The organism is Sphingobium xenophagum (assembly GCF_002288285.1).
In the GTDB taxonomy this organism is placed as follows: Bacteria; Pseudomonadota; Alphaproteobacteria; order Sphingomonadales; family Sphingomonadaceae; genus Sphingobium; species Sphingobium xenophagum.
Genome location: NZ_CP022745.1, coordinates 68,408 through 90,427, shown reverse-complemented (window position 1 = coordinate 90,427; position 22,020 = coordinate 68,408). Strand labels below are relative to the sequence as shown.

Sequence of the window (22,020 nt, the reverse complement as noted above, 5' to 3'; positions counted from 1 at the left end):
AGCCGTTTGCGGCGGGCTTACAGGCGCGTGAAAATTGACTGTAACATATGTTTGGTGTAGTGTTCGCGCGATAGAAGAGGAACCGCCATGCAAAGCTATGCCCCGCCGATCGACGATTATCGATTTCTGCTGAACGATGTACTGGGTTTCGACCAGGCGATGGCGGAGTTGGGGAAAGAGGTGGATGCCGATCTGGCGGTGGCGGTGCTGGAGGAGGCGGGGAAGGTCTGTGCCGAGCGCTTGCAGCCGCTGAACCGCGAAGGGGACGAGCAGGGGAGCCGTCTGGTCGATGGCGCGGTGCAGACGCCCGATGGCTTTGCGCAGGCCTATCGTGACTTTGCCGAGGGTGGCTGGACGTCGCTGTCGGCGGACCCGGCGCATGGCGGGCAGGGGCTGCCCTTTGTCCTGCAACTCTGGTTCGACGAGATGATGTCGGCGACAAACCTGTCCTTCGGCCTGTTCCCCGGCCTGTCGCGCGGGGCGTGCGAGGCGATTGCGGCCCATGCCAGCGACGAACTGAAGGCCGCCTATCTGGAGCCGCTGGTGAGCGGCGAATGGACGGGCGCGATGGCGCTGACCGAGAGCGGGGCGGGGACCGATCTGGCGCTGCTCAAGACGCGGGCGACGCCAAAGGGGGACGGCAGCTATGCGGTGGCCGGGACCAAGATTTTCATTTCGTCGGGCGACCATGATTTTGGCGGCAACATCGTCCATCTGGTGCTGGCGCGGCTGCCCGATGCGCCGCCCGGCGTGAAGGGGATCAGCCTGTTTCTGGTGCCCAAGTTCCTGCCGGACGCCGATGGTGGTTTTACTGTGCGCAACGCCATGTCGGTGGGGTCGCTGGAAAAGAAGATGGGCATCCACGCCCAGCCGACCTGCGTGATGCATTATGACGATGCGACCGGCTGGCTGGTGGGAGAGGCGCATCGCGGGCTGGCGGCGATGTTCACGATGATGAACGCCGAACGGTTGATGGTGGGCATTCAGGGACTGGGGATTGCAGGGGGCGCCTATCAGCAGGCGGTCGCCTATGCGCGGGACCGGTTGCAGGGGCGCAGCGCGGACGGGGCGCGCGGCCCGGTGGCGATCATCGAGCATGCCGATGTGCGGCGGATGCTGCTGAATGTCCGCGCGTTCGTGGAGGCGGGCCGGGCGCTGGCGGGATGGACCGCGCTGCAACTCGACCGGGCGAAAGCGCATGCGGATGCGGGCGAGCGGGGACAGGCGGACGCGCTGGTGGCGTTGCTGACGCCGGTGATCAAGGCGGCCTTTACCGACTATGGCTTTGAATGCGCGGTGCAGGCGCAGCAGGTGTTCGGCGGCCATGGCTACATCCGCGAATGGGGGATGGAGCAATTTGTCCGCGACGCCCGGATCGCGCAGATTTACGAAGGCACCAACGGGGTGCAGGCGATGGACCTGGTCGGGCGCAAGCTGCCCATGGCAGGCGGCGCGGTGGTCGAGGGCTTTTTCGACGGGATCGCGGCGGATGTCGCGGCGGCGGGCGACCGCGTGATCGCGGTGCGGACGGGCGAGGCGCTGGCCTTGCTGCGCGAGGCGACGGCATCGCTGCGCGGGGCGGGCGTGGACGCGACCGGGGCCGCGGCGGTCGACTATCTGCGGCTGTTCGCGCTGGTGGCGATGGGATGGATGTGGACGCGGATGGCGGTCGCCGCCGGGTCTGGCGAGACGGCGCTGCATCAAGGCAAGCTGGCGGTAGCGGATTATTATGCCCGGCGGGTGTTGCCGCAGGCGAGCGGGCTGGCGGCGAGCATCGCGGCAGGCGAAGGGGCGATCATGGCGCTGGCGGCGGAGGCGTTTTAGGGGGGCAAGCATCAACCTGTGCGCACCGTTTCTCGACTTCGCTCGAAACGAACGGAGCAGGGTACAATCATCGGGTTGGCTGTTGCCCCATCGAGAGGGTGACACCCCTCCGTCAGGACTGCGCCCTGCCACCTCCCCTTGCAGGGGAGGATTTCATTTGCGCCGGTAGCGGAAGTACCAGACTTCATGGCCCTTTTTGCGGGCTTTGGCCTCGTAGCGGGTCTGGGGCCAGCCGCCGGGGCGGGTGAGGAAGTCGGCGGGATCGTTGGCCAGCCAGTCGAAATCGGGATGGCCGTTCATCACCATCAGCGCCCAGCGCAGATAGATGGGATGATCGGTGCCAAAGCGGAATTCGCCACCCGGCTTGAGCTTGCGGGCGATCATCGCGACCGGGCCGGGGTTCATCATCCGGCGCTTGGCATGGCGCGCCTTGGGCCAGGGGTCGGGGTGGAGCAGATAGACAAAGCTCAAGGCGCCGTCTGGAATGCGGCTGAGCACCTCAAGCGCATCGCCCATGTGCAGGCGGACATTGCCCAGCGCACCGTCGCGGACATGGCCAAGCGCGGTGACGACGCCGTTCAGGAAAGGCTCGCAGCCGATAAAGCCATGGTCGGGCAGCATGTCGGCGCGATAGGCAAGATGTTCGCCCCCGCCAAAGCCGATCTCGAAATGGAGCGGGCGATCGTAACCGAAGAGGGAGGCAGCGGTGATCTCGCCTTCTTCGGGCACGGAGATGGCGGGGAGGAGGGTGTCGACCAGTTCCTGCTGCCCCTGCCGCAGCTTGTGGCCCGATTGGCGGCCATAGAGGCGGTTGAGGGTCGTTGGATCGCCGGATTTATGCGCTGTCATGGGGCGGCTGACTAGCGGGTAGGAGGGGTGGGGGCAAGGCTGCCTATTTGTCCCCGATCGCATCAGGGGAGAAGGTGATGCTATTGTCCTTTCCATAGACGGTCGTAACCGAAACGGGATGTTCCGACTGGACAGCCAGTATCGCCTGAGCGGGCGGGGGCATTGCATCATAGCTGGCATATTGCAGCCATTTGTCATGCTTCTTGACCGTGAGTGACCAGGGGGCAGGGCCATTGCTGCCTAGCAGCAGGCCAGAGAGTGTGTCGCGCTCTACGACAAGCAATTCACCGGAATCTCCGAGCGGAATGAGATAGCCGTCTTCGCGCTTTTCACCCTGATAAATGGGCAGGCGTCCGGATATGCGATCGCTATGGATGCATAGCGCCAGCGGAGCGGGTACTTCGCCTTTGTCCCGCGCTTTGCTGCGATCGTCGGTGTCGACCTTACCGGCCATGGCACCTAGCAGCACGGCCGCGCCGTCCAGTTTGCGCTTTTTGGCGTCCGGGCCGAAGGGGCGGGCCTTTTCGCAGGCGTGGAAAGGTGTCGCGGCGGTCAGCGGCGGGAGCGTTTTGGGCCAGCCGATCTGCCGGATCATCCGGTCCATCGCAGCGTCGAGTTGAGCGGCGTCGTGGACTGGTGAGGTCATGCGCAATTTGACGATCCATTCGCCGAGAGCGATCAGGGCGACGCCGCTACTGCGGCCCAACTGGGTAACTGAAAAGCTCTGACGTAGCCCCGATGCAAGGGTGGCACCGGGAATGGCGAAGGCAACTGGGTCGGCCTGCGGCGTTACGGTGCCGAACTTGCTGTTGGTAGCGATCATGGTCGCTGCGACATCGAACCAGAGTGCTGTCGAGGGTTCAGCGGCATGGTAGACATAGAAATTGGTGTGGGTTTTGGCGACGGGGTCGTCATAGGCGATCGAGACGTCGAGCAGTCGGCCGTTGCTGAGGTCTTTTACTTCGGTACGGGCGAAACGGTCGATCGCGGCGGGGAATAGGATATTGCTGGGTTCGTGGAGCCACGGCTGGTCGGCAGGAGCCGTGATCTCTGTAGGAGCGGCAGGCTGGGCTGATAGCGGTGCAGCAAGCGACGACGCCGCCAGCGCGATGGTCAGAGCAAAAAATCTAATCATCAGTTGCCCCTGCCCGAACCCATATGGAGCAGCAAGGTAACGGAAAGGATTAGAATAACAAGCGTTTGCCCGGCGGGACGGGGTGCCAGGGACAAGTGGGACGACGGCTCTGTAAAAGGAGGGAGGCGCAGAAGGGTATGGCGGATTGTGGCAAGGCGACGGAAGGCAATCGGGGCTAGCGACAGGGCTTGCCTTCATATTCGCGCCGGTTGGGGACATAGGCCTTGCCGTTCCAGCGAACGACCGGAAAGCAGAAGCCCGGTCCGCCGATGGCAATGTCCGGCCAGCCGCCGACGCCTTTGCTTTTCAGGAATTCCGGAATGCCCGTGCTGTTGACCACCAGTTTCCAGCTGCCGTCGGCCTGCTGGCTGACGAGCCAGAAGGCCATGCCGGTATTGCCATAGCAATAGCTGCCGCCTTCGGTGACGACCGCTTCGGGGCGGCCATCGCCGTTGAGGTCAGTGCGTTTTTCGATTGTGCCGGGGGAATAGCTGATCGTGCCCGGATCATCGCAACCGCTGCGCCATTGATTGCCGCGCCGGGTGAAGCCGGCGGCGCGGAATATGGCGGCATCGCCCGATGGCGCGGCGGTCGTAGTGGTGGCGGGGGCAGGGGCGGGCTTCGGGGCTGTCGACGGCGCGATGGCGGCGGCTTTGTCCTTCCCCCGGCTATGACATAGAGGCTGCCATTATAGCGCAGCGGATCGGTACGCCCGCCATGGGTCCATTCCAGATCCAGCCACCCGCCGGTGCGTGTGGGGAGTGCGCGGACGGTGCCATTGCCCGCCACCAGCTTGCGCCAGCGGCCATCGGCGCCCTTGGCCGCGATGCCGAAGGTGGCCTTTTCGGGCGCGGCGCATGCCGAGTGATGGAGGAAGAGGGCTTCGGCTTTCCTGTCGCCATTCATGTCGATGAAGCGGATGCTGGGCCGGGCCGGTGCGCCGCAGGCGTCGGTCGGCTGGTCATTGACGATCGGAAAACCGCCCGCTGCATAAAGCTGCGCGGCTTCGGCCTTGCTGATGGCGGGGGCCGGCTTTGTCTGGGCCGTGGCCGATGTCGCGAGCGTCAGTGCCAGCAAGGCACCGGATCGACGATAAGCCATATGCGCACCCCCATGGTCAGCCTGTCCGAGTCGTTTCGGTACGGGCTTATACCATGAAGGGCGCGCGAGGCGGTGTCAGTATATGGGCGTCAGGCCAGAGCGGCCTTGAGCGCGTCCACCAGATCGGTCTTTTCCCAGGGGAAATAGTCACCTTCGGGCGTGCGGCCGAAATGGCCGTAGGCGGCGGTTTTCTGGTAGATGGGCTTGTTGAGGCCGAGATGGGTGCGGATGCCCTTGGGCGTCAGGCGCACCAGCGTTGGCAGGGCCGCTTCGATCGCCGAGGCTTCGACGGTGCCGGTGCCGTGCAGGTCGACGTAGAGCGAAAGCGGTTCGGCGACGCCGATGGCGTAGGAAAGCTGGATCGTGCAGCGGCGGGCGAGCCCGGCGGCGACGATATTCTTGGCGAGGTAGCGGGTGATGTACGCAGCCGAGCGGTCGACCTTGGTCGGGTCTTTGCCGCTGAACGCGCCGCCGCCATGGGGCGACGCGCCGCCATAGGTGTCGACGATGATCTTGCGGCCAGTCAGGCCAGCGTCGCCATCCGGCCCGCCGATTTCGAACAGGCCGGTCGGGTTGACGTAAATCGCTTCTTCGCCGGGCATCCAGCCTTCGGGCAGGATGTCGGCCATGACGCCCTTCACATAGTCGCGCAGCCTGGCGCGGCTTTCATCATTGTCCATGCCCGCGGCATGCTGGGTCGATACGACCAGAGCAGTCGCGCGGACCGGCTTTTCATTGATATATTCGAGCGTGACCTGGCTCTTGGCGTCGGGTTCGAGGAAGTCGACGACCTGCGCGTGGCGGTCGGCGGCCATGCGTTCGAGAATCTTGTGGCTGTAATAGAGGGTGGCGGGCATGAGGTCGGGCGTTTCGTCCGACGCATAGCCGAACATGATGCCCTGATCGCCAGCGCCTTCATCCTTGTTGCCGCTTTCATCGACGCCCTGCGCGATGTGGGCGGACTGGCCGTGGAGATTATTTTCGAAGCGGAAGGTCTGCCAGTGGAAGCCGTCCTGCTCATAGCCGATGCGCTTGACCGTGGCGCGGACGGTGGCTTCGATCTCTTCCTGCGCGCCGGGTGCCCAGGCGCCATTTTCATAGACGCCCTTGCAGCGGATTTCGCCGGCCAGGACGACCAGCTGGGTCGTGGTCAGGGTTTCGCAGGCGATGCGGGCTTCGGGGTCTTTCGACAGGAAGAGGTCGACGATGGCGTCGGAAATCTGGTCTGCAACCTTGTCGGGATGGCCTTCGGACACGGATTCCGAGGTGAAGAGGAATTGGTTACGCATGGGACTCCCGTAAACGGCTGAACCGGAAAACGATATAAAGAATAGTTTATGTGGCTATTAGCTTTTGCTGCGCCGCATGGCAATGGCCAGTCCGGCGAGCAGCAGCATGAGGGCGAAGGGCGCCCAGTTGCCGACCCGTGCGAAGAGGGTAGGGGCAAGCGGCGGGGGCAGGCCGGAATCGAGGAAACCGGCGCGGTTGAGGCCCAGCGCATGGACGACATGGCCGCGCGCGTCGATGATCGCGGAGACGCCGGTGGGGGTGGAGCGGATGATCGGGATGCCCTCCTCCAGCGCGCGGAGGCGGGCTTGCGCCAGATGCTGGACCGGACCCCAGCTGCCGAACCAGGCGTCGTTGGAGGGGTTGAAGAGAAAATCGGGGCGGTTGGCGCGGTCGATCACCTGACCCGAAAAGATGATCTCATAGCAGATCTGCACCCCCATTTTGAGGTCGGGACGACCAAGCGTCGCGGGCAGCGGGAGGCTTTGCGGACCGGGACCGGGCCAGAAATCGGCATCGCCCGGTACGAGGCGCGAGAGGCCGATCGGTTCGAGGATGTTCCGCATCGGCAGATATTCGCCATAGGGGACGAGATGCGCCTTGCTGTAGCGGCCAAGCAGGCGGGCGTCGGGGGTGACGATCCAGACACTGTTGTTTGCGCCCGCCAGCTTTTGCGTGATCACGCCATTTTCCTCGACCGGCTCGAAATAGACCTTGTCCGCGCCGGTCATCAGCAGGTCGCCGGGGCCAAGCAGGCTGGCGAGGCGGGCGCGCCAGCCCGGTTCCATGTCGAGATAGGCGGGGATGGCGGCTTCGGGCCAGAAGATGAGGCGCGGGGCGGGCCGAGGCTGGCCGGAGAGGGCGGCAAGCTTGCGGAAATTGGCGACTTCGTTTTCGACCGAATATTTCTGGTCCTGGCCGATATTGGGCTGGACGACGCGGACGCGCGGCGCGCCGGGGGGCGTGACCGGGGCGGGGGCGAGATGGCCCCAGAGTGCAAGGAGGAGAAGCGGGGCAGCGATCGCGGCGGCCGGGCGGTAGTGGCGCTGGAACGCAAGAAGCAGCGCGCCCGCCGCGAGGATGGTGAGGGCGCTCAGCCCATAGGTGCCGATCAGGGTGGCGGCGATGGCGATGCCGGTGGGGAGCAGGGTGACGCCGAGCGGGTTCCAGGCGAAGCCGGTGAAAGCCCAGGCGCGCAGATATTCCGTGCCCAGCCAGAAGGCGGCGAAGAGGAGGAGGGGGGCAGTGCCATCCATCCTCCCCTTGCAGGGGAGGTGGCATCGCGTCGCGATGACGGAGGGGTGTCGCCCTCACGATAGGGTGACACCCCTCCACCACTTCGTGGTCCCCCTCCCCTTGCAGGGGAGGAATGAGAAAGCCACCATGTCCCCAGCGTCGCGAGGCCGGGATAGACCGCCAGATAGAGCGACAGCAGCAGCACCGCGCCATAGCCGAACCAGTGCGGCATCATGTCCTGAAAGGTGAAGGCGTGGGCGATCCAGTTGAGGCCGAGGGTGAAATGGCCAAGCCCGAAGAGCCAGCCGCGGGTGAAGGCGGCGCGGCGGTCCGGGGCGTGCTGGATCAGGAGGATCAGCGCGACCAGGCAGGCGAGCGTTACCGGCCAGAGATTGAGGGGAGCAAAGCCGGTGGCGGAGGCGAACCCCGCCAGCAGCGCCGCGACTTTGGGATGGCGAGCGAAGGCTTGCTTCAGCACGTCAGCGGATCGATTCCATCGTTGCGGCGCTGCAACTGTCGCTCTTGCCGGGGCCGCCGGTCAGCATGGACGCGGCGATGAAGCCGCCGACGATGAGGACAAGGAACAGGCCCGACAGGAGGGCCAGATATTTTTCGATGAACGCCTTGATCGGGCGGCCGAATTTCCAGAACAGGAAGCCGACCAGCATGAATTGAAAAGCGCGGCTGAGCAGGCTGGCCCAGATGAAGGTGAAGAGCGGCAGGCCGATGAAGCCCGCCGTGATCGTGATCAGTTTGAACGGGATCGGCGTCGCGCCCTTGATCAGGATGATTTCCGCCCCGAATTCACGCAGATAGCAGGCCGCTACCGGGAATTTGGCCGCAAGGCCGAGCGCGGCGAGCAATTGCTGGCCGACCGTTTCATAGAGGAAATAGCCGATCGCATAGCCCATCAGTCCGCCCAGCACGGATGCCAGGGTGCAGATGAAGCCGAATCGCAGCGCGCGTTCCGGGCGGGCGAGGCACATGAGGCCGAGCAGCGGATGCGGCGGGATGGGAAAGAAGCTGGATTCCATGAAGCTGAAGGCGAACAGCCAGCGTTCGGCGTGGCGGTGGGCGGCTTTCGCCAGCATCCATTGGTAAAGCCTGGTCAGCATCGGGGCCGACCCCTAGCCGAGATGATGGCCGGTCGCCAGCGCCTTTTGCTAGCCGGGCGACAGGTGAAGGCGCGGGGATCGCGGCGCTTGATCGGCTGACGTGCTTGGCGATAGGATTGGCCGCCAGAGGAGAGACAGATGCAAGGCATGGGTGAGGGCGGTTGCCCGTTTGAATTCAATACCGATCCGGCGACATTCAAGGTCGGCGATAGCGTGAGCTATCGCGTGACCGGGAGCCTGGAGGGCTTTCCCTTCGCGGGCGTACTGCTGGAGGTGCATGATGATCATGTCGTGCTGACCAGCGATGTCGACGACAAGGCCAGCCGGATGCGCGCGACGCGGGAGAGCAGGCCCGTGGTCCAGGAAGCGGATGTGTGTTGAGGGCGTGTCGGTTTGATCATGCACGAGAGGGAGCATTTTTGAGGCTGCACCGGCCCTAAGGTGCGAAGGCATATTCGCTCAGTCTGACGCGACGGCGTTGACGGGACGGCGACGTCTGGGCATGAGCCATCATTAGTCCTGTTCGGTCGGCGCGTTTGACAGTTTCAACCATATCCTGGGCCAGAGTGCGGCAACGCGCGGGCGGCATGGCGTTTGCGCTGGTGCTGAACGCTATCCTGCTGCTTGCGCTGTTCACGCTGGCCCCCAAGCCCGAACCCAAAAGGGTGGACGACCGGATGCCGGTGACGTTCGACGTCGAGACCGGGCAGAAGGCGGAGACGGAGCAGAAGCGCGCGCCCAAGGCGGAGCGGCGCGAGAAGGAGGATGCGGCAGCGCCCAAACAGGCCGAGGCGGTGGTGCGGCCCCCCGTGCCGGTCGCCAAGCCCGCCGAAGATCCGCCATCGCCCTTCCCCTTCCTGACGCTGGATCGGGAGCAGATGGCGTCAGCCGATATTGGCCGCATGCCCAAGGCGGCGAAAGGGGCGAGCGCGGCGGGGCAGGGCAACAGCGCCGCGGTTGCGGGACCGGGCGAGGGGCCGGGCGGCGTGCAATTGTTCAACGCCGAATGGTATCGGCGGCCCACCGATGCGGAGCTTTCCCCGTTCCTGCCCGCCAATGCGCCGCCCAATGGGTGGGGTATGGTCGCGTGCAAGACGGTCGATCATTATCATGTCGATAATTGCCAGACGCTGGGCGAATCGCCGCTGGGTTCAGGCTTTGCCCGCGCGGTGCGGCTGGCGGCGTGGCAGTTTCTGGTGCTGCCGCCGCGCGAGAATGGCAAGGTGCTGGTCGGCAGTTGGGTGCGGATACGGATAGATTATACGCGGTCGGTGGCGCGTGCCGGGGGTGGCGCTGGCGCGGGCGGCGAGTGAGCGCCTGCATTAAATAGTTGCATTCTGATACTGTTTCGGCATTTTGCGATCCGGAACAGGACAAGGAGAGATTGCATGATCATCCATGGTGCGCGGCCTTCGCCTTTTGTGCGCAAGGTTATCGTCTTTGCAGCGGAGAAGGGGATTGCGGCAGAGGTAGAGGCGGCCGGTTTCGGGCGCGGGGCGGAAGGCTATCTGAAGGGGTCGCCGTTCGGCAAGATTCCGGCACTGGAAGATGGCGATTTCCTGCTATGCGATTCGAGCGCGATCATAACCTATATGGATGCCCTGCGCCCCGGCGAGGAGATGATCCCGGCAGAACCGAAGGCGCGGGCGCGCACGATATGGTTCGAGGAATTTGGCGACACGATCGTCCAGCCGGCGGGGCAGAAGATATTTTTCAACCGGGTCGTGGCGAAGGCGATGAAGGTGCCGCAGGATCTGGCGGCGGCGGACAAGGCCGAGGCGGAGGAAATGCCGCGCATCTACGACTATCTGGAAGGGGTTTTGCCCGATAGCGGCTGGCTGGTCGAGGATCGTTTCACCCTGGCCGATCTGGCGGCGGCCTGTCCGATCATCAATATAGGCTATTGTTCGGACCAGCTGGCGACGGGGCGTTGGCCGAAGGTCGCGGCGTGGATCGAGGCGGTGAAGGCGTGGCCCAGCGTGGCGGAGGCGCTGGTGCTGGAGGCGCCGATAGTGGAAGGGATGATCGCCAAAAACTAACCCATATGGAACATTCTTCTTGACAGCGTCACGCTGTTCTGGCAGAGATGGCCATAGTGGAAAAATGTGAGTCGCCAACGGGGCGACGCAAAAAGGGGCTGATCCGGACGGGTCGGCCCCTTTTGCGTTGGCCAGGGCGCAGGCGGGGAAGGGACGAGCATGGCGGACGGGATGGAGGCGCAGGTGCTGGAACCGGCGCGCCGCAAGATGGCGGGCGCAGAGCGCGCGCAAATGCGCCGTCCGCGCAAGGATGGATGGACCAGGGAGCAGGAGCGGCTGTTCCTGCAGACATTGGCGATGACCTGCAACACCAGCGAGGCGGCGCGGGTGGCGGGCGTGTGCCGGACCAGCGCCTATGACCGCAGGCAGCGCAACCGGCGCTTTGCCGCCGACTGGGAGCGGGCGATGGATATTGGCTATGCCGAGATCGAGGCGATGCTGATGCGCGAAGCCCTGTTCGGCAGCGAGAGCGAGGAAATCCTGCTGGACGGCGAGGGGAGCGTGAAGAGCCGCAAGATCAAGCGCGGGTATGACCTGAAACTGGCGCTGCAACTGCTGACCCGGCATCGCGACCGGGTGCTGGCCTATCGCACGAGCGCGGCGGCGCAGAAGGAGCGGCCCGACAGCCCGGCGGTGGTACGACGGGTGCGGCGTATGGTGGAAGAGGTCGAACGGATGAGGGCGGCGACGGGGACGTGATGCGTGAGGGCGAACCGGCTTCGTCTCTTTACACTTGTCCGATTGGCGATAGACCTGTGGGTCATGAGAAAATTGATCCTGCTCGCTGCTGCTTCGGCGCTTTCGACTTCGCTTCTGGCTTCGCCCGCGCTGGCGGAGGGGAAGGCGCCTGATCCGGCGCGGTTGAAGGCGACGGTGGAGAAGCTGGTGAGTTTCGGGACGCGGCATACGCTGTCTTCGGCGACCGATCCCAAGCGCGGGATTGGGGCGGCGCGGGCCTGGGCGGCGGCGGAGTTTGCGCGGATTTCCAGGGGGTGCGGCGGTTGCCTGAAGGTTGAGAGCGTGTCGGAGCGCTTCACTGCGCCGCGCGTGCCCGATGGCGCGGATATTGTCGATGTGCTGGCGATCCAGACCGGGACGGGCGATCCCAATCAGGTGGTGATCGTCGCGGGGCATATCGACAGCCGGGTCAGCGACGTGATGGACTTCACCAGCGATGCGCCGGGCGCGAACGACAATGGATCGGGCAGCGCGCTGGTGATCGAGGCGGCACGGGTGCTGGCAGGCGAAAAATTCGACGGGACGATCGTGTACGCGCTGCTGTCCGGCGAGGAGCAGGGGTTACTGGGCGGCAAATTGCTGGCGAACACGGCCAAGGCGCGCGGCTGGCAGGTGCGGGCGATGCTGAACAACGATATTGTCGGCAACACGACCGGGCTGAACGGCCAGATCGTGGCGGACCGGGTGCGGGTATTTTCCGAAGGGATACGATCGTCCGAGGATGGCAAGGCGGGGCTGACCCGGCGCGGCATCGGCGGCGAGGATGACGGGCCGTCGCGGGCGCTGGCCAAGGCGATCGACGGGATTGCGGAGGCCAATCCGCAGATCGGGCTGGACGTGTTTGCGGTGCGGCGGCCCGACCGTTTCGGGCGCGGTGGCGATCATACCCCGTTGCTGGAGGCGGGCTATCCGGCGGTGCGTTTTTCGGTGGGGATCGAGAATTACGACCGGCAGCATCAGGACCTGCGGGTCGAGGGCGGGCGCGACTATGGCGACACGGTTGTCGGCATGGATTTTCCCTATCTGGCGAAGGTGACGGCGCTGAATGTCGCGGCGTTGCGTGTTCTGGCAAGCGCGCCTGCGGCACCGGCGAGCGTGTCGCTGGATGGCGCGCTGTCGATGGATACGCGGGTGTTCTGGGACGCGGTGCCGGGGGCGGCGTCCTATCGCGTCTATTGGCGGCGGGCGGATGCGCAGGACTGGACGGATAGCCGGCTGGTGACCGGGGCGACCGAATTGCTGCTGAAAGATGTGGTGGTGGACGATCATTTCATCGGCGTGGCAGCCGTGGCCAAGGATGGAAGCGAGAGCATCGTGACGTTCGGCGGGATGGCGCCGCGCAAATAGGGGCGCGCCTGTCGCCGCCCCTGTAAGAAAAGTCCATGTGTGTGCGTGTTTGGTCGGCGAGCGGCTTAATGAAGGGGCGGTTCGACGCAGAAGCTGACGATGAGGTCTCTCATGATTTCCAGCGTCTCCGGCGTAGCTTCTATGACGCATTTGCGAGAATCGTGCCGGTCTTCGCGCCGCTGAATTTTGCCGTCCCGTTCAAGCCTGCTGAGGTGACGCAGTGCCGTCGTCATCGGTGAGCCGCTGGCGTAACATAAGGATGTGACGCATGACGTGCGATATTCCGTCGCATCCGTGACAAGAGCGAGCAGCATGTTCCAGCCAGGGTCCGATATGGGATAATGCAACGCTTCCCCACGACGCAGCGAGGATTTATGAAAAGTGCGGGCAATTTGCCCTATTTCGGCAGTCAAGACCTGCGGGTGGATGGCAGGGTCAGCGTCCGGTGCGACAGTCGCGTGCGCACGAATCATGGTTGAAAGGTCTGCTATGGCCTTTTTGCTGATCCCAAGCAGGATCATGTGGCGTTCAATCTCTCCTATCCGGTCAACCATCAGTTGTACCTCTTCATTGCTGTTCTGCTGGTGAAGTGAAGGATTCTGACGCATTTTCGTCTGTTCGAAAATGCCTCCGGGCGATCAAATCGGTTAAATATGATCCGATATGGAGTTTCTTCCGGGCACGCCCCGGCGAGAGCATCGTGACGTTCGGCGGGATGGCGCCGCGCAAATAGGGGCGCGCCTGTCGCCGCCCCGGCAAGGGGAGGGCGATGGAGACTTCGCATGACGAATGGCTGGACCAGCAAGAGCAGACGCAGGCGAGGATGTTGCGGCGGCTGAAGGAGGCTGGCCGCGAACGTATGAGCCGCGAATGGGACTGGCTGGCGCGGCCAGGGCAGAAGGCGCCGGGGGGCGATTGGCGTATCTGGCTGATGATGGCCGGGCGCGGTTTTGGCAAGACGCGGGCCGGGGCCGAATGGGTGCGGGGCATTGCGGAGGCCCAACCCGGCGCGCGGATCGCGCTGGTCGGTGCGACGCTGGGCGAGGCGCGGCGGGTGATGGTGGAAGGGGCTTCCGGGTTGCTGGCGATCGCGCCCTGGTGGTGCCGTCCGGTCTTTGCCCCGGCGCTGCGCAAGCTGACATGGCCCAATGGCGCGGTGGCGACCCTGTTCGGCGCGGCGGAGCCGGAAAGTCTGCGCGGGCCGCAGTTCAGCCATGGCTGGGCCGACGAGATCGCCAAATGGCCCTTAGCGCTGGGCGCCTGGGATAATCTGATGATGGCGATGCGGCTGGGGAAAAGCCCGCGCGTCATGGCGACGACGACGCCGCGCCCGGTGGCGCTGGTGCGGCGGCTGGTGGCGGACGGGGATGTCATCGTCACGCGGGGCCGGACGGCGGACAATCGCGCGAACCTGGCCGAGGGCTTCGTCGAGGCGATGGAGCGCAGCTATGGCGGCACGCGGCTGGGGCGGCAGGAACTGGACGGCGAGCTGATCGAGGAGGTGGAGGGTGCGCTCTGGTCGCGCGACCTGATCGAACGATGCCGGGTGGCGCATGTGCCGGGCGCAGGCGACGGGGCGGCGCTGCATCGGGTGGTGGTGGCGGTCGATCCGCCTGCGTCCGCCCATGGCGATGCGTGCGGGATCGTGGTGGCGGGCGTGGGCGGTGACGGGCGCGCCTATGTGATTGCCGATGCGAGCGTCGAGGGCTGCTCACCCGAACAATGGGCGCGCGCGGTGGCTGCGGCTGCGCTGGTGCATGGCGCTGACAAGGTGGTGGCCGAAGCGAATAATGGCGGGGCGATGGTGGAAAGCGTGCTGCGCGCGGCGGACGCCATGCTGCCGGTGAAGCTGGTCCATGCCTCGCGCGGCAAAGTGGCGCGGGCCGAACCCGTGGCGGCCCTGTACGAAGCCGGGCGGGTGGCGCATCGCGGGGCGTTCGCGCGGCTGGAGGATGAGATGTGCGGCTTGCTGGCCGGGGGCGGCTATGTGGGGCCGGGACGATCGCCCGATCGCGCCGACGCGCTGGTATGGGCGCTGACCGAACTGATGCTGGGGCGGCGGGGCGAGGCGCGGGTGCGGGGGTTGTGAGGGGAACCCCGTGGTGCCGTCGGTCGTTTCGGGAGCATCGGATTTGAAGTGGAGATTTGGCGATGAAGATGGTGACGATGCTCGGCGCGCTGGTCGGGGCGACGCTGGTGGCTACCCCGGTGATGGCGGTGACGCTGAGCGCGAAGGAGCGGGCGCGGGTGGCGAGGGCGGCACCGCGCGATCGCGACGATGTGCGCTATTGCCTGATCCAGGGGAAGAAAGGGCGCGACAAGGGCACCGTGATCGGCGCGGCTGGCGGTGCTGGCGTCGGGCTGGTCGCCGGTGGTGGCCTGGGCGAGACGCTGCTGGGCGCGGGCGCCGGGGCGCTGGCGGGCCGGGTGATCGGCAAGAGCGAGGGGACGAACTCGACCTGCGACCGGGTGTTGCGGCGTAATCCTTGATCTAGCGAGGGTAGCTCGACCTTGACCCGTTCGGGTCTGGTTAGGTTGAGAAACGGCGGCGTGCGGTTTCTCGACTTCGCTCGAAACGAACGGAGGTTGGGGGAGCAAACGAAAGCCTTAATGGTTTGACTTGAGGGTGGGGCGGTCTCCCTCTCGCAGCTTCGGCAGGCGGCTTTGCTGCCAGCCTTCGCTTTAGGTTTAGGGCGATTTCCGAATCATCGGAATTCTATCTGATTGGCAATCGCTTTGGCCCTCTCCCCGTCGGGGTGAGGGTTTTTTGTTGTGCGGGAGGAAAGCATGAAATTCTTTGGGATGAAGGCCGCGCAGGCGGATGCGCGGCCGGTGCTGGCGCGCGCCTGGGGGACGGGTGCGGTGGCGCTGGGCGAGTGGCCCGCCAGCTATGAGGCGCAGGTGCGTGGCGGCGTGATCGGCAATCCGGTGGCGCAGCGGGCGATGCGGCTGGTGTCGGAAGGGGCGGGGGCGACTGCGCTGAAAGCCTCTGGCGTGGAGGATGGGGCGCGGGTGCTGGCGCTGGTGGCGCGGGCTTCGGCGGGGCAGGGGCTGGTGGAAGCGCTGGCCTGCCACCTGTTGCTGCATGGCAATGCCTATGTGCAGGTGATCGGCGGGGCGGACGGGATGCCCGCCGAATTGTTCGCGCTGCGCCCTGAGCGGGTGTCGGTGGAAGCCGATGCGCGGGGGTGGCCCGCGGCCTATCTCTATCGGGTCGGGGAGAGCGTGACGCGCCTGTCGCCCGAAGATGGCGCGGGGCGGACCACGGTGCTGCATCTCAAAAGCCTGCATCCGCTGGACGATCATTATGGATTGGGCTGTGTCGGCGCGGCGGCGGGGGCGGTGGCGATCCACAATAGCGCGACGGTGTGGAACAAGGCGCTGCTGGACAATGCGGCGCGGCCCAGCGGGGCGATGGTTTATGATCCGGGGGACGGATCGGTCATGGCGCCCGACCAGTATGAGCGGGTCAAGCGCGAGATGGAGATCGCCTTTGCGGGCGCGGCCAATGCCGGGCGGCCCATGCTGCTGGAGGGTGGGCTGAGCTGGAAGGCGCTGAGCCTGACCCCGGCGGAGATGGACTTTGTGGGGCTGAAGGCGGCGGCGGCGCGGGAGATTGCGCTGGCCTTTGGCGTGCCGCCGATGCTGATGGGGCTGCCCGGCGACAATAGCTACGCCAATTATCGCGAGGCGAACAAGGCGCTGTGGCGGCAGACGATATTGCCGCTGGTGAACAAGATCGGCGCGGGGCTGGGGCAGGGGCTGAGCGGCTGGTGGCCGGGGCTGCGGATCGAGCCGGACCTGGATGGCATCGCGGCGCTGAGCGACGAGCGGGCGGCGCTGTGGGAGCGGGTGGCGGGGGCGGATTTCCTGTCGGCGGAGGAGAAGAAGGGGCTGTTGGGGTTGTGAGGGGGCTGGGGTTCCCCCGCTCCCAACTGCGCCAAGGGGGCGAGGGGCTTGGAGGGCGTGATGAAACAGGATGGCGAGATGCTGGCGCGGTTGGTGGCGCAGGCGGAAGGTGGGCCGGGGGCGATGGACATGGTGATGATCCGGGCGCTGGTGGAGGAAGCGAGCGAGCTGGGCGCGGGGCGGGCGCTGGAGCGGCTGGGGCTGGCCGACCGGCGGGCGGAGGGCGATGTGCGCGAGCTGCGCGAACTGCTGCGCGCCTGGCGCGACGCGAAGAAGGCGGCGCGCGGGCGGTGATCGGCTGGCTGGTGCGGATCGCGCTGGCGCTGGTGCTGCTGGGGATTGCGGTCAAGACCGGGCTGGTCGGGTTGGTCAGAACGTGAGCGGCGATGGGGCGCCTGTTCCGTTCGGGCTGAGCGAAGTCGAAGCCCTTGGCCGAGTGGAGCGAGGTCAGAAGCCTTCGACAAGCGCAGGCAAGCCCCCTTCGACTGCCCGCCTGCGGCAGGCGCTCAGGACAGGCTTCGACAGGCTCGGGGCGAACGGAGATTATATGGTTCAAGACGTGCGCTTTGCCGGTTATGCGGCGATTTTCGACCGGGTGGACCGGGGCGGGGATGTGGTGCGGGCGGGGGCGTTCGGTGGCGTGCGGGCGACGGGGGTGCCGTTGCTGTGGCAGCATGGGCCGGGTCAGGTGATCGGCGCGATCGAGCGGCTGGAGGAGGATGCGCGCGGGTTGCGGGTGATCGGCCGGGTGTCGGCGCGGACGGCGGCCGGGCGAGAGGCGGCGGCAGGGCTGAAGGCCGGGGCGCTGGATGGGCTGTCGTTCGGGTATCGCGTGCGGGAGGCGCGCGGGGCGGGACCGCGCGAATTGCTGGCGTTGGAGCTGGTGGAGGTGAGTCTGGTGACGCATCCGATGCAGGATCGGGCGCGGGTGCATAAGGTGGAGGGGTTTACGCCAACGCGCGCCCCCTCATCCAACTGCGCCTAGCCAGCAAGCTGGCAAGGCTTCGTATCCTTCTCCCCCGTGGGGAGAAGGTTTGTTTTTTAGGGGCGGTCCCATCCGGGGCCGCCCTTTTTTGTGTTTTCTAGCGGGAGAATGACATGACGGACGGCGTGACGGATGCTCTGGAGGGGAGCTTTGATGTGGTGCTTCAGGGGGAGCGGATTGCGGCTTTGGAGGCGGATTTGAGCGCGATGCGGGTGGCGATGCAGCGGCCTGCATTGGATGGTGTGAAGGGCGGGGCGCCAGGAAATTTTGGTGATCCGGCGCGCGCGGCTTTTGTCGATCGTTACCTGCGGCAGGGGCAGGAAGCGGGGGTGGAGCTGAAGAGCTTTTCCGGGGCTAGCGGTGCGACGGGTGGTTATGCGGTGCCGCGCGAGATTGATCAGCTGATCGATGCGACGCTCAAAAGCATTTCGCCCGTTCGCGCCATTGCCAATGTCGTGCGGACCGGGACGGCGGGCTATCGCAAGCTGGTGAGTGCGGGCGGGATCGTGTCGGGTTGGGCCAGTGAGACGGGGGCGCGGGGCGAGACGGGGACGCCAAGCTTCAATGAGATCGCGCCGCCATCGGGCGAGTTGTTCGCCAATCCGGCGGCGAGCCAGGCGATGCTGGACGATGCGCAGTTCGATGTCGAAGGCTGGCTGGCGGGCGAGATTGCCCGTGAATTTGCCGTGGCGGAGGGCGCGGCCTTCATCACCGGCAATGGCACGAACAAGCCCAAGGGCTTCCTGACCTATACGACGACCAATGAGGCGGACAGCGTGCGGGCGTTCGGATCGCTGCAATATGTCGCGTCGGGCGCGGCGGGGGCTTTTGCCGCGTCCAACCCGCAGGACAGGTTGATCGACCTGGTGCAGAGCCTGCGCGCGCCCTACCGGCAGGGGGCGAGCTTCGTCATGAACAGCGCGACGCTGAGCGCCATTCGCAAGATGAAAACCAGCGATGGCGCATTTTTGTGGCAGCCGTCGATGAGCGCTGGCCAGCCCGCGACGCTGCTGGGCTATCCGGTGGTCGAGGCCGAGGATATGCCGGACATCAGCGCGGGCAGCCTGTCGATCGCGTTCGGCAATTTCCAGGCGGGCTATGTGATTGCCGAGCGCAGCGACACCAGCATCCTGCGCGATCCGTTCAGCAACAAGCCGTTCGTGCATTTCTACGCGGTCAAGCGGATCGGCGGGGCCGTGGCGAATTCGGAAGCGATCAAATTGATGAAGTTTGCGGCTTCGTGACGGGCGAGGGGGTGGTTCCCCCTCTTCCAACTTCGCCTAACCCGCTGCGCGGGTAAGGCTGCGTATCCTTCTCCCCCAAGGGGAGAAGGTTTTTAGGGGGGAGGCGTTTGGCCTTCCCCCTTTTTTGTTTGGGGGGAGCAAGCGGCGATGAGCCTGTATCTGAAGGATGCCGACAGCAGCATCGATCATGGGATCGACTGGTCCGCCCATCTGGCGGGGCAGAGCATCGTCGCCAGCCTGTGGAGCGTGGCGCCGGTCGAAGCGGGCGGATTGAGCGTGGAAGCTTCCGCGTTCGAAGGCTTGCGGACCAGCGCGCGGGTGAGCGGCGGGCTGATCGGGCGGCTCTATCGACTGACGAACCGGATCACTTTGTCCGACGGGCAGGTGGACGCGCGGTCGGTGACATTTCGGGTGGAGGAATGCTGATGCTGGCGCAGGATGAGAGCGGGACGCTGGCGGCGTCGCTGGCCGAGCTGAAGGCCTATTTGCGGATCGAGACGAGTGGCGAGGACGGGGTGCTGGCCGGGTTGCTGCGCAGCGCGTCGGCCCTGTGCGAGCAGTTTGTCGGGCAGTGGCTGATCGTGCGGGGCGCGCAGGAGATGGTGGCGGGGGACGGGAGCTGGCAGCGGCTGACGGCGCGGCCCGTGGTGGGAATCGAGAGCGTCGAGGCGGTGGAGGCGGACGGCATGGCGGTCGCCCTGCCGGTCGATGGCTATGCGATCGACATCGATGCGACCGGCGAGGGGTGGGTGCGATCGACGCGCGCGGGCGACGGGCGGCGATTGCTGGTGCGCTATTCGGCGGGCATGGCGAGCGAGATGAACGGCCTGCCCGAAGCATTGCGGCAGGGGATCGTGCGGCTGGCGGCGGAGCATTTTTCCGCGCGCGGGACGGAAGGGGCCGCGCCCCCCGCCGTGGTGAGCGCGCTGTGGCGGCCATGGCGGCGGATGCGGTTGCGATGAGGGCGGCGCTGGCGCGGATGGTGGCGCAGCGGGCGGCGCGGCGACGGGCGGCGGTCGCGGTGGCGCTGGATGAGGCGGGGCTGGACGTCAGCATCGAGGGCGAACTGGTGCGGGCGTCCGGGCGCGGCCTGGTGGCGCGCTGGTGGCGGGATCTGGCGCTGCGGGAAGCGGGGAGGGGCGGACTATGAGCGCTGAAGTGGCGGTGCGCGCGGCGGTGATCGATGCGTTGCGGGCGGACACGCTGTTGATGGACGGGCTGAACGGCCTGTTCGACGGTGATCCGGTGCGGGCCAGCCAGCCCTATGGCGTGGTGGGCGAGTGCATCGGCGCGGACTGGGGCGGCAAGGATGTGGCGGGGCGCGAGTTGCGGCTGACCATCGGCCTGCATGACGGTGGCGAGACGCCGGCGCGGCTGGCGGGGATGATCGCGCGGATCGACCCGGTGCTGGCGGGCGTGGCGGTGCGCGATGGGTGGCGGGTGATCACGGCGCGGCTGGTGCGGTCACGGGTGGCGCGGGTTGCGCGGCAGGGCGGGGGCTGGTCGGCGGTCGTGGATTATCGGTTGCGGGCGGTGTGGGAGGGGTAGCGCGCGCGATGCCGCGAACGCCGTGCCCCCTCTCAACTGCGGCTAGGCAGCAAGCTGCCAAGCCTTCGTATCTCTCCCCGGTGGGGAGAGAGGGGGTTGAGGTTGATCTGTTCTGAAAATCCTCCCCTGCAAGGGGAGGTGGCTGGCCGAAGGCCAGACGGAGGGGTGTCGCCCTGACGATAGCGGGATACCCCTCCGTCATCGCTACGCGCTGACACCTGGATTGGGGCGGCGTGCAATCCTGGCCGACTGCGCGTCAGCCCGGCGCGTTGTAATCCTCATATTCGCTGGTGATCTTGTCGACATATTCCGAAATCTGGTCGTCGGCGTCGGCCTGTGCTGCTTTTTCGGACATGCCGTCAGCCTTGTCCGCCGCGACGATCGCGGTGCGGAAGGCGGTTTCCTTGGCGGCGCAGGTCTTTTTCATGTCGGCCTGAAAATCGCCCAGCGTCAGCTTCTTTTCCAGGCCGGGCTGAATCTGGGCCGACAGGCATTGCGAATAGGCCTTGCGACCCATGCCGACAGGATCGGCGGGGGCGGCGGCTGCGGTTGTGACCAGCAACATAAGCGGTGCGATGAAGATCATTGAGACTCTCCTTAACCAGCGTTTTGCACGCTTTATCGGAAGAAAGGATGCGCCATGGGCGTCGAAAAGGGAAGTGCGTTTCTGTTGAAGGTTGGTGATGGCAACATTCCGGCAACATATGCCACGGTCGCGGGGATGCGCACTACGCAATTGTCCGTGAATGGCGAGGCGGTGAACATTACGTCCAAGGATTCGGGCGGATGGCGCGAATTGCTGTCGGGCGCGGGGGTGCGATCGGTCAGCGTGTCGGCGGCGGGGCTGTTCACCGGATCGGCGGCGGAGGTGGCAATCCGCAACCATGCGCTGTCCGGCACGATCGAGGATTACGAACTGAGTTTCGAAAGCGGCGAGCGGATGCGCGGGCGCTTTCTGGTGACGCGGCTCGACTATGCCGGGGACTATAATGGCGAGCGCAATTATGCGCTGAGCCTGGAAAGCTCCGGCGCGGTGGTGTCGGAATGAGCAGGGCTAAGGCGGAGCGCCCAAATCCGGAACGGGGCGAGGCGGCGCTGGCGATTGGCGGCGACATGCTGGCGTTGCGGCCGAGTTTTGCGGCGCTGGTGGCGGCGGAGGCGGAACTGGGGCCGCTGTTCGCGCTGGTGGAGCGGGCGGCGGATGGCAAGCTGTCGCTGGGCGATCTGGTGGCGTTGTTCTGGCATTGCCTGGTCGATCGCGACCGGATGGATCGCGATACGCTGGGCGAGGCGATCCTGGCGGTGGGACTCGCCAAGGTGACGCCGGTGCTCAAGGCCATTTTGCAGCAGATATTGGCGGGCAAATGACGCGCTTTGCGCAAGGGGCGGCGCGGCTGGCCGGGGTGGCCGGGTGGCTGCTGGGCTGGCGGCCCGATGAATTCTGGCGCGCGACGCCCGCTGAACTGGCGGCGGTGCTGGCGGCCGCGCGCGGGGACGAGGCGGTCGATGCGGGGGTGGATGGGCGTGAGCTGAAGCGGTTGATGGGGGCGATGCCGGACTAGCAGCGCGGCGTGCTCTCGCCTGCGCGGGAGCACTGGCGAGAGGGCGGGACAGGGCTCCCGCCTGCGCGGGAGCACTGGGTTCAGGTGGCGGGGGCGATGCC

Annotated in this window: 26 protein-coding genes and 2 pseudogenes; 20 read left to right on the top strand and 8 right to left on the bottom strand. The window is 66.0% G+C overall.

Going from position 1 to position 22,020, the window contains the following annotated elements; all coding sequences use genetic code 11:
- Window positions 1–87: 87 nt before the first annotated feature.
- Entirely contained in the window at window positions 88–1,824 is a 1,737-nt protein-coding gene (locus CJD35_RS00455) for an acyl-CoA dehydrogenase family protein (RefSeq protein ID WP_017183676.1), read from the top strand.
- Between the two features lie 153 nt (window positions 1,825–1,977).
- On the opposite strand, the gene trmB is transcribed toward CJD35_RS00455, so the two are convergent.
- From trmB to CJD35_RS22890, 3 genes are all read right to left on the bottom strand, one after another.
- Window positions 1,978–2,673 (bottom strand): tRNA (guanine(46)-N(7))-methyltransferase TrmB, encoded by a 696-nt coding sequence (trmB, locus tag CJD35_RS00450; protein WP_017183677.1) that lies wholly within the window; start codon window positions 2,671–2,673, stop codon window positions 1,978–1,980.
- 43 nt (window positions 2,674–2,716) lie between these two features.
- Window positions 2,717–3,808, bottom strand: coding sequence for a hypothetical protein (locus CJD35_RS00445; RefSeq protein WP_017183678.1), 1,092 nt, complete (start codon window positions 3,806–3,808; stop codon window positions 2,717–2,719).
- Window positions 3,809–3,983: 175 nt separating this feature from the next.
- On the bottom strand, window positions 3,984–4,196 hold the full coding sequence (locus tag CJD35_RS22890) for a hypothetical protein (RefSeq protein WP_244917196.1): 213 nt from the start codon (window positions 4,194–4,196) through the stop codon (window positions 3,984–3,986).
- A 329-nt stretch (window positions 4,197–4,525) separates the two neighbouring features.
- Between CJD35_RS22890 and CJD35_RS22885 the strand changes: the two genes are divergently transcribed.
- On the top strand, window positions 4,526–4,966 hold the full coding sequence (locus CJD35_RS22885; RefSeq protein WP_244917195.1) for a hypothetical protein: 441 nt from the start codon (window positions 4,526–4,528) through the stop codon (window positions 4,964–4,966).
- Between the two features lie 32 nt (window positions 4,967–4,998).
- Here CJD35_RS22885 and metK read toward each other — a convergent pair whose 3' ends face one another.
- From metK to CJD35_RS00425, 3 genes and pseudogenes are all read right to left on the bottom strand, one after another.
- Window positions 4,999–6,198, bottom strand: coding sequence for a methionine adenosyltransferase (gene metK / locus CJD35_RS00435; protein ID WP_017183680.1), 1,200 nt, complete (start codon window positions 6,196–6,198; stop codon window positions 4,999–5,001).
- 57 nt (window positions 6,199–6,255) lie between these two features.
- Window positions 6,256–7,907, bottom strand: a pseudogene (gene lnt, locus CJD35_RS00430) (apolipoprotein N-acyltransferase).
- Between the two features lie 4 nt (window positions 7,908–7,911).
- A complete protein-coding gene (locus CJD35_RS00425) occupies window positions 7,912–8,547 on the bottom strand; it encodes a YqaA family protein (RefSeq protein ID WP_017184525.1) in 636 nt (211 codons plus the stop codon).
- 138 nt (window positions 8,548–8,685) lie between these two features.
- On the opposite strand from CJD35_RS00425, the gene CJD35_RS00420 reads away from it, so the two are divergent.
- The 5 genes from CJD35_RS00420 to CJD35_RS00400 all read left to right on the top strand — a co-directional run bounded on the left by CJD35_RS00420 (window position 8,686) and on the right by CJD35_RS00400 (window position 12,671).
- Window positions 8,686–8,928 carry a hypothetical protein gene (locus tag CJD35_RS00420; protein WP_017184524.1) on the top strand — a complete coding sequence of 81 codons (243 nt, stop codon included), beginning with the start codon at window positions 8,686–8,688 and terminating at the stop codon, window positions 8,926–8,928.
- A 206-nt stretch (window positions 8,929–9,134) separates the two neighbouring features.
- Window positions 9,135–9,860 (top strand): hypothetical protein, encoded by a 726-nt coding sequence (locus CJD35_RS00415; RefSeq protein WP_017184523.1) that lies wholly within the window; start codon window positions 9,135–9,137, stop codon window positions 9,858–9,860.
- A gap of 75 nt (window positions 9,861–9,935) precedes the next feature.
- Entirely contained in the window at window positions 9,936–10,586 is a 651-nt protein-coding gene (locus tag CJD35_RS00410) for a glutathione S-transferase family protein (RefSeq protein ID WP_017184522.1), read from the top strand.
- A 159-nt stretch (window positions 10,587–10,745) separates the two neighbouring features.
- Window positions 10,746–11,285, top strand: coding sequence for a hypothetical protein (locus CJD35_RS00405; protein WP_017184521.1), 540 nt, complete (start codon window positions 10,746–10,748; stop codon window positions 11,283–11,285).
- 63 nt (window positions 11,286–11,348) lie between these two features.
- The gene (locus CJD35_RS00400; RefSeq protein WP_026002652.1) at window positions 11,349–12,671 is read left to right on the top strand and encodes a M28 family peptidase; all 1,323 of its coding nucleotides are present in this window, start codon (window positions 11,349–11,351) and stop codon (window positions 12,669–12,671) included.
- Between the two features lie 65 nt (window positions 12,672–12,736).
- Here CJD35_RS00400 and CJD35_RS00395 read toward each other — a convergent pair whose 3' ends face one another.
- Window positions 12,737–13,279, bottom strand: coding sequence for a helix-turn-helix domain-containing protein (locus CJD35_RS00395; RefSeq protein WP_026002651.1), 543 nt, complete (start codon window positions 13,277–13,279; stop codon window positions 12,737–12,739).
- 215 nt (window positions 13,280–13,494) lie between these two features.
- Here CJD35_RS00395 and CJD35_RS00390 point away from each other — a divergent pair, with 215 nt between their 5' ends.
- The 10 genes and pseudogenes from CJD35_RS00390 to gp17 all read left to right on the top strand — a co-directional run bounded on the left by CJD35_RS00390 (window position 13,495) and on the right by gp17 (window position 20,357).
- Entirely contained in the window at window positions 13,495–14,760 is a 1,266-nt protein-coding gene (locus CJD35_RS00390; protein WP_086012019.1) for a DNA-packaging protein, read from the top strand.
- Window positions 14,761–14,822: 62 nt separating this feature from the next.
- The gene (locus tag CJD35_RS00385; protein WP_017184517.1) at window positions 14,823–15,161 is read left to right on the top strand and encodes a hypothetical protein; all 339 of its coding nucleotides are present in this window, start codon (window positions 14,823–14,825) and stop codon (window positions 15,159–15,161) included.
- Between the two features lie 297 nt (window positions 15,162–15,458).
- Complete coding sequence (locus CJD35_RS00380) at window positions 15,459–16,580, top strand: phage portal protein (protein WP_026002650.1); 1,122 nt, start codon at window positions 15,459–15,461, stop codon at window positions 16,578–16,580.
- 60 nt (window positions 16,581–16,640) lie between these two features.
- Window positions 16,641–16,960, top strand: a pseudogene (locus tag CJD35_RS00375) (DUF6127 family protein).
- A gap of 167 nt (window positions 16,961–17,127) precedes the next feature.
- A complete protein-coding gene (locus tag CJD35_RS00370; RefSeq protein WP_017184514.1) occupies window positions 17,128–17,565 on the top strand; it encodes an HK97 family phage prohead protease in 438 nt (145 codons plus the stop codon).
- Between the two features lie 113 nt (window positions 17,566–17,678).
- The gene (locus CJD35_RS00365) at window positions 17,679–18,809 is read left to right on the top strand and encodes a phage major capsid protein (RefSeq protein WP_017184513.1); all 1,131 of its coding nucleotides are present in this window, start codon (window positions 17,679–17,681) and stop codon (window positions 18,807–18,809) included.
- A 147-nt stretch (window positions 18,810–18,956) separates the two neighbouring features.
- Entirely contained in the window at window positions 18,957–19,235 is a 279-nt protein-coding gene (locus CJD35_RS00360; RefSeq protein WP_017184512.1) for a phage fiber-tail adaptor protein, read from the top strand.
- The gene (locus tag CJD35_RS00355) at window positions 19,235–19,771 is read left to right on the top strand and encodes a head-tail connector protein (RefSeq protein ID WP_026002648.1); all 537 of its coding nucleotides are present in this window, start codon (window positions 19,235–19,237) and stop codon (window positions 19,769–19,771) included. Before CJD35_RS00360 ends, CJD35_RS00355 begins: the two co-directional genes overlap by 1 nt.
- A complete protein-coding gene (locus tag CJD35_RS00350) occupies window positions 19,768–19,959 on the top strand; it encodes a hypothetical protein (protein WP_017184510.1) in 192 nt (63 codons plus the stop codon). The genes CJD35_RS00355 and CJD35_RS00350 overlap by 4 nt, the downstream gene beginning before the upstream one ends.
- Window positions 19,956–20,357 (top strand): tail completion protein gp17, encoded by a 402-nt coding sequence (gene gp17 / locus CJD35_RS00345; RefSeq protein WP_017184509.1) that lies wholly within the window; start codon window positions 19,956–19,958, stop codon window positions 20,355–20,357. Before CJD35_RS00350 ends, gp17 begins: the two co-directional genes overlap by 4 nt.
- Window positions 20,358–20,613: 256 nt before the next feature.
- Here gp17 and CJD35_RS00340 read toward each other — a convergent pair whose 3' ends face one another.
- On the bottom strand, window positions 20,614–20,943 hold the full coding sequence (locus CJD35_RS00340) for a hypothetical protein (RefSeq protein ID WP_017184508.1): 330 nt from the start codon (window positions 20,941–20,943) through the stop codon (window positions 20,614–20,616).
- A gap of 54 nt (window positions 20,944–20,997) precedes the next feature.
- On the opposite strand from CJD35_RS00340, the gene CJD35_RS00335 reads away from it, so the two are divergent.
- The 3 genes from CJD35_RS00335 to CJD35_RS00325 are packed head-to-tail and all read left to right on the top strand — an operon-like array spanning window position 20,998 to window position 21,919.
- A complete protein-coding gene (locus CJD35_RS00335) occupies window positions 20,998–21,405 on the top strand; it encodes a phage major tail protein, TP901-1 family (protein WP_017184507.1) in 408 nt (135 codons plus the stop codon).
- Entirely contained in the window at window positions 21,402–21,725 is a 324-nt protein-coding gene (locus CJD35_RS00330; protein ID WP_017184506.1) for a gene transfer agent family protein, read from the top strand. The genes CJD35_RS00335 and CJD35_RS00330 overlap by 4 nt, the downstream gene beginning before the upstream one ends.
- Window positions 21,722–21,919 (top strand): phage tail assembly chaperone, encoded by a 198-nt coding sequence (locus CJD35_RS00325; protein ID WP_017184505.1) that lies wholly within the window; start codon window positions 21,722–21,724, stop codon window positions 21,917–21,919. Before CJD35_RS00330 ends, CJD35_RS00325 begins: the two co-directional genes overlap by 4 nt.
- Window positions 21,920–22,020: the final 101 nt, after the last annotated feature.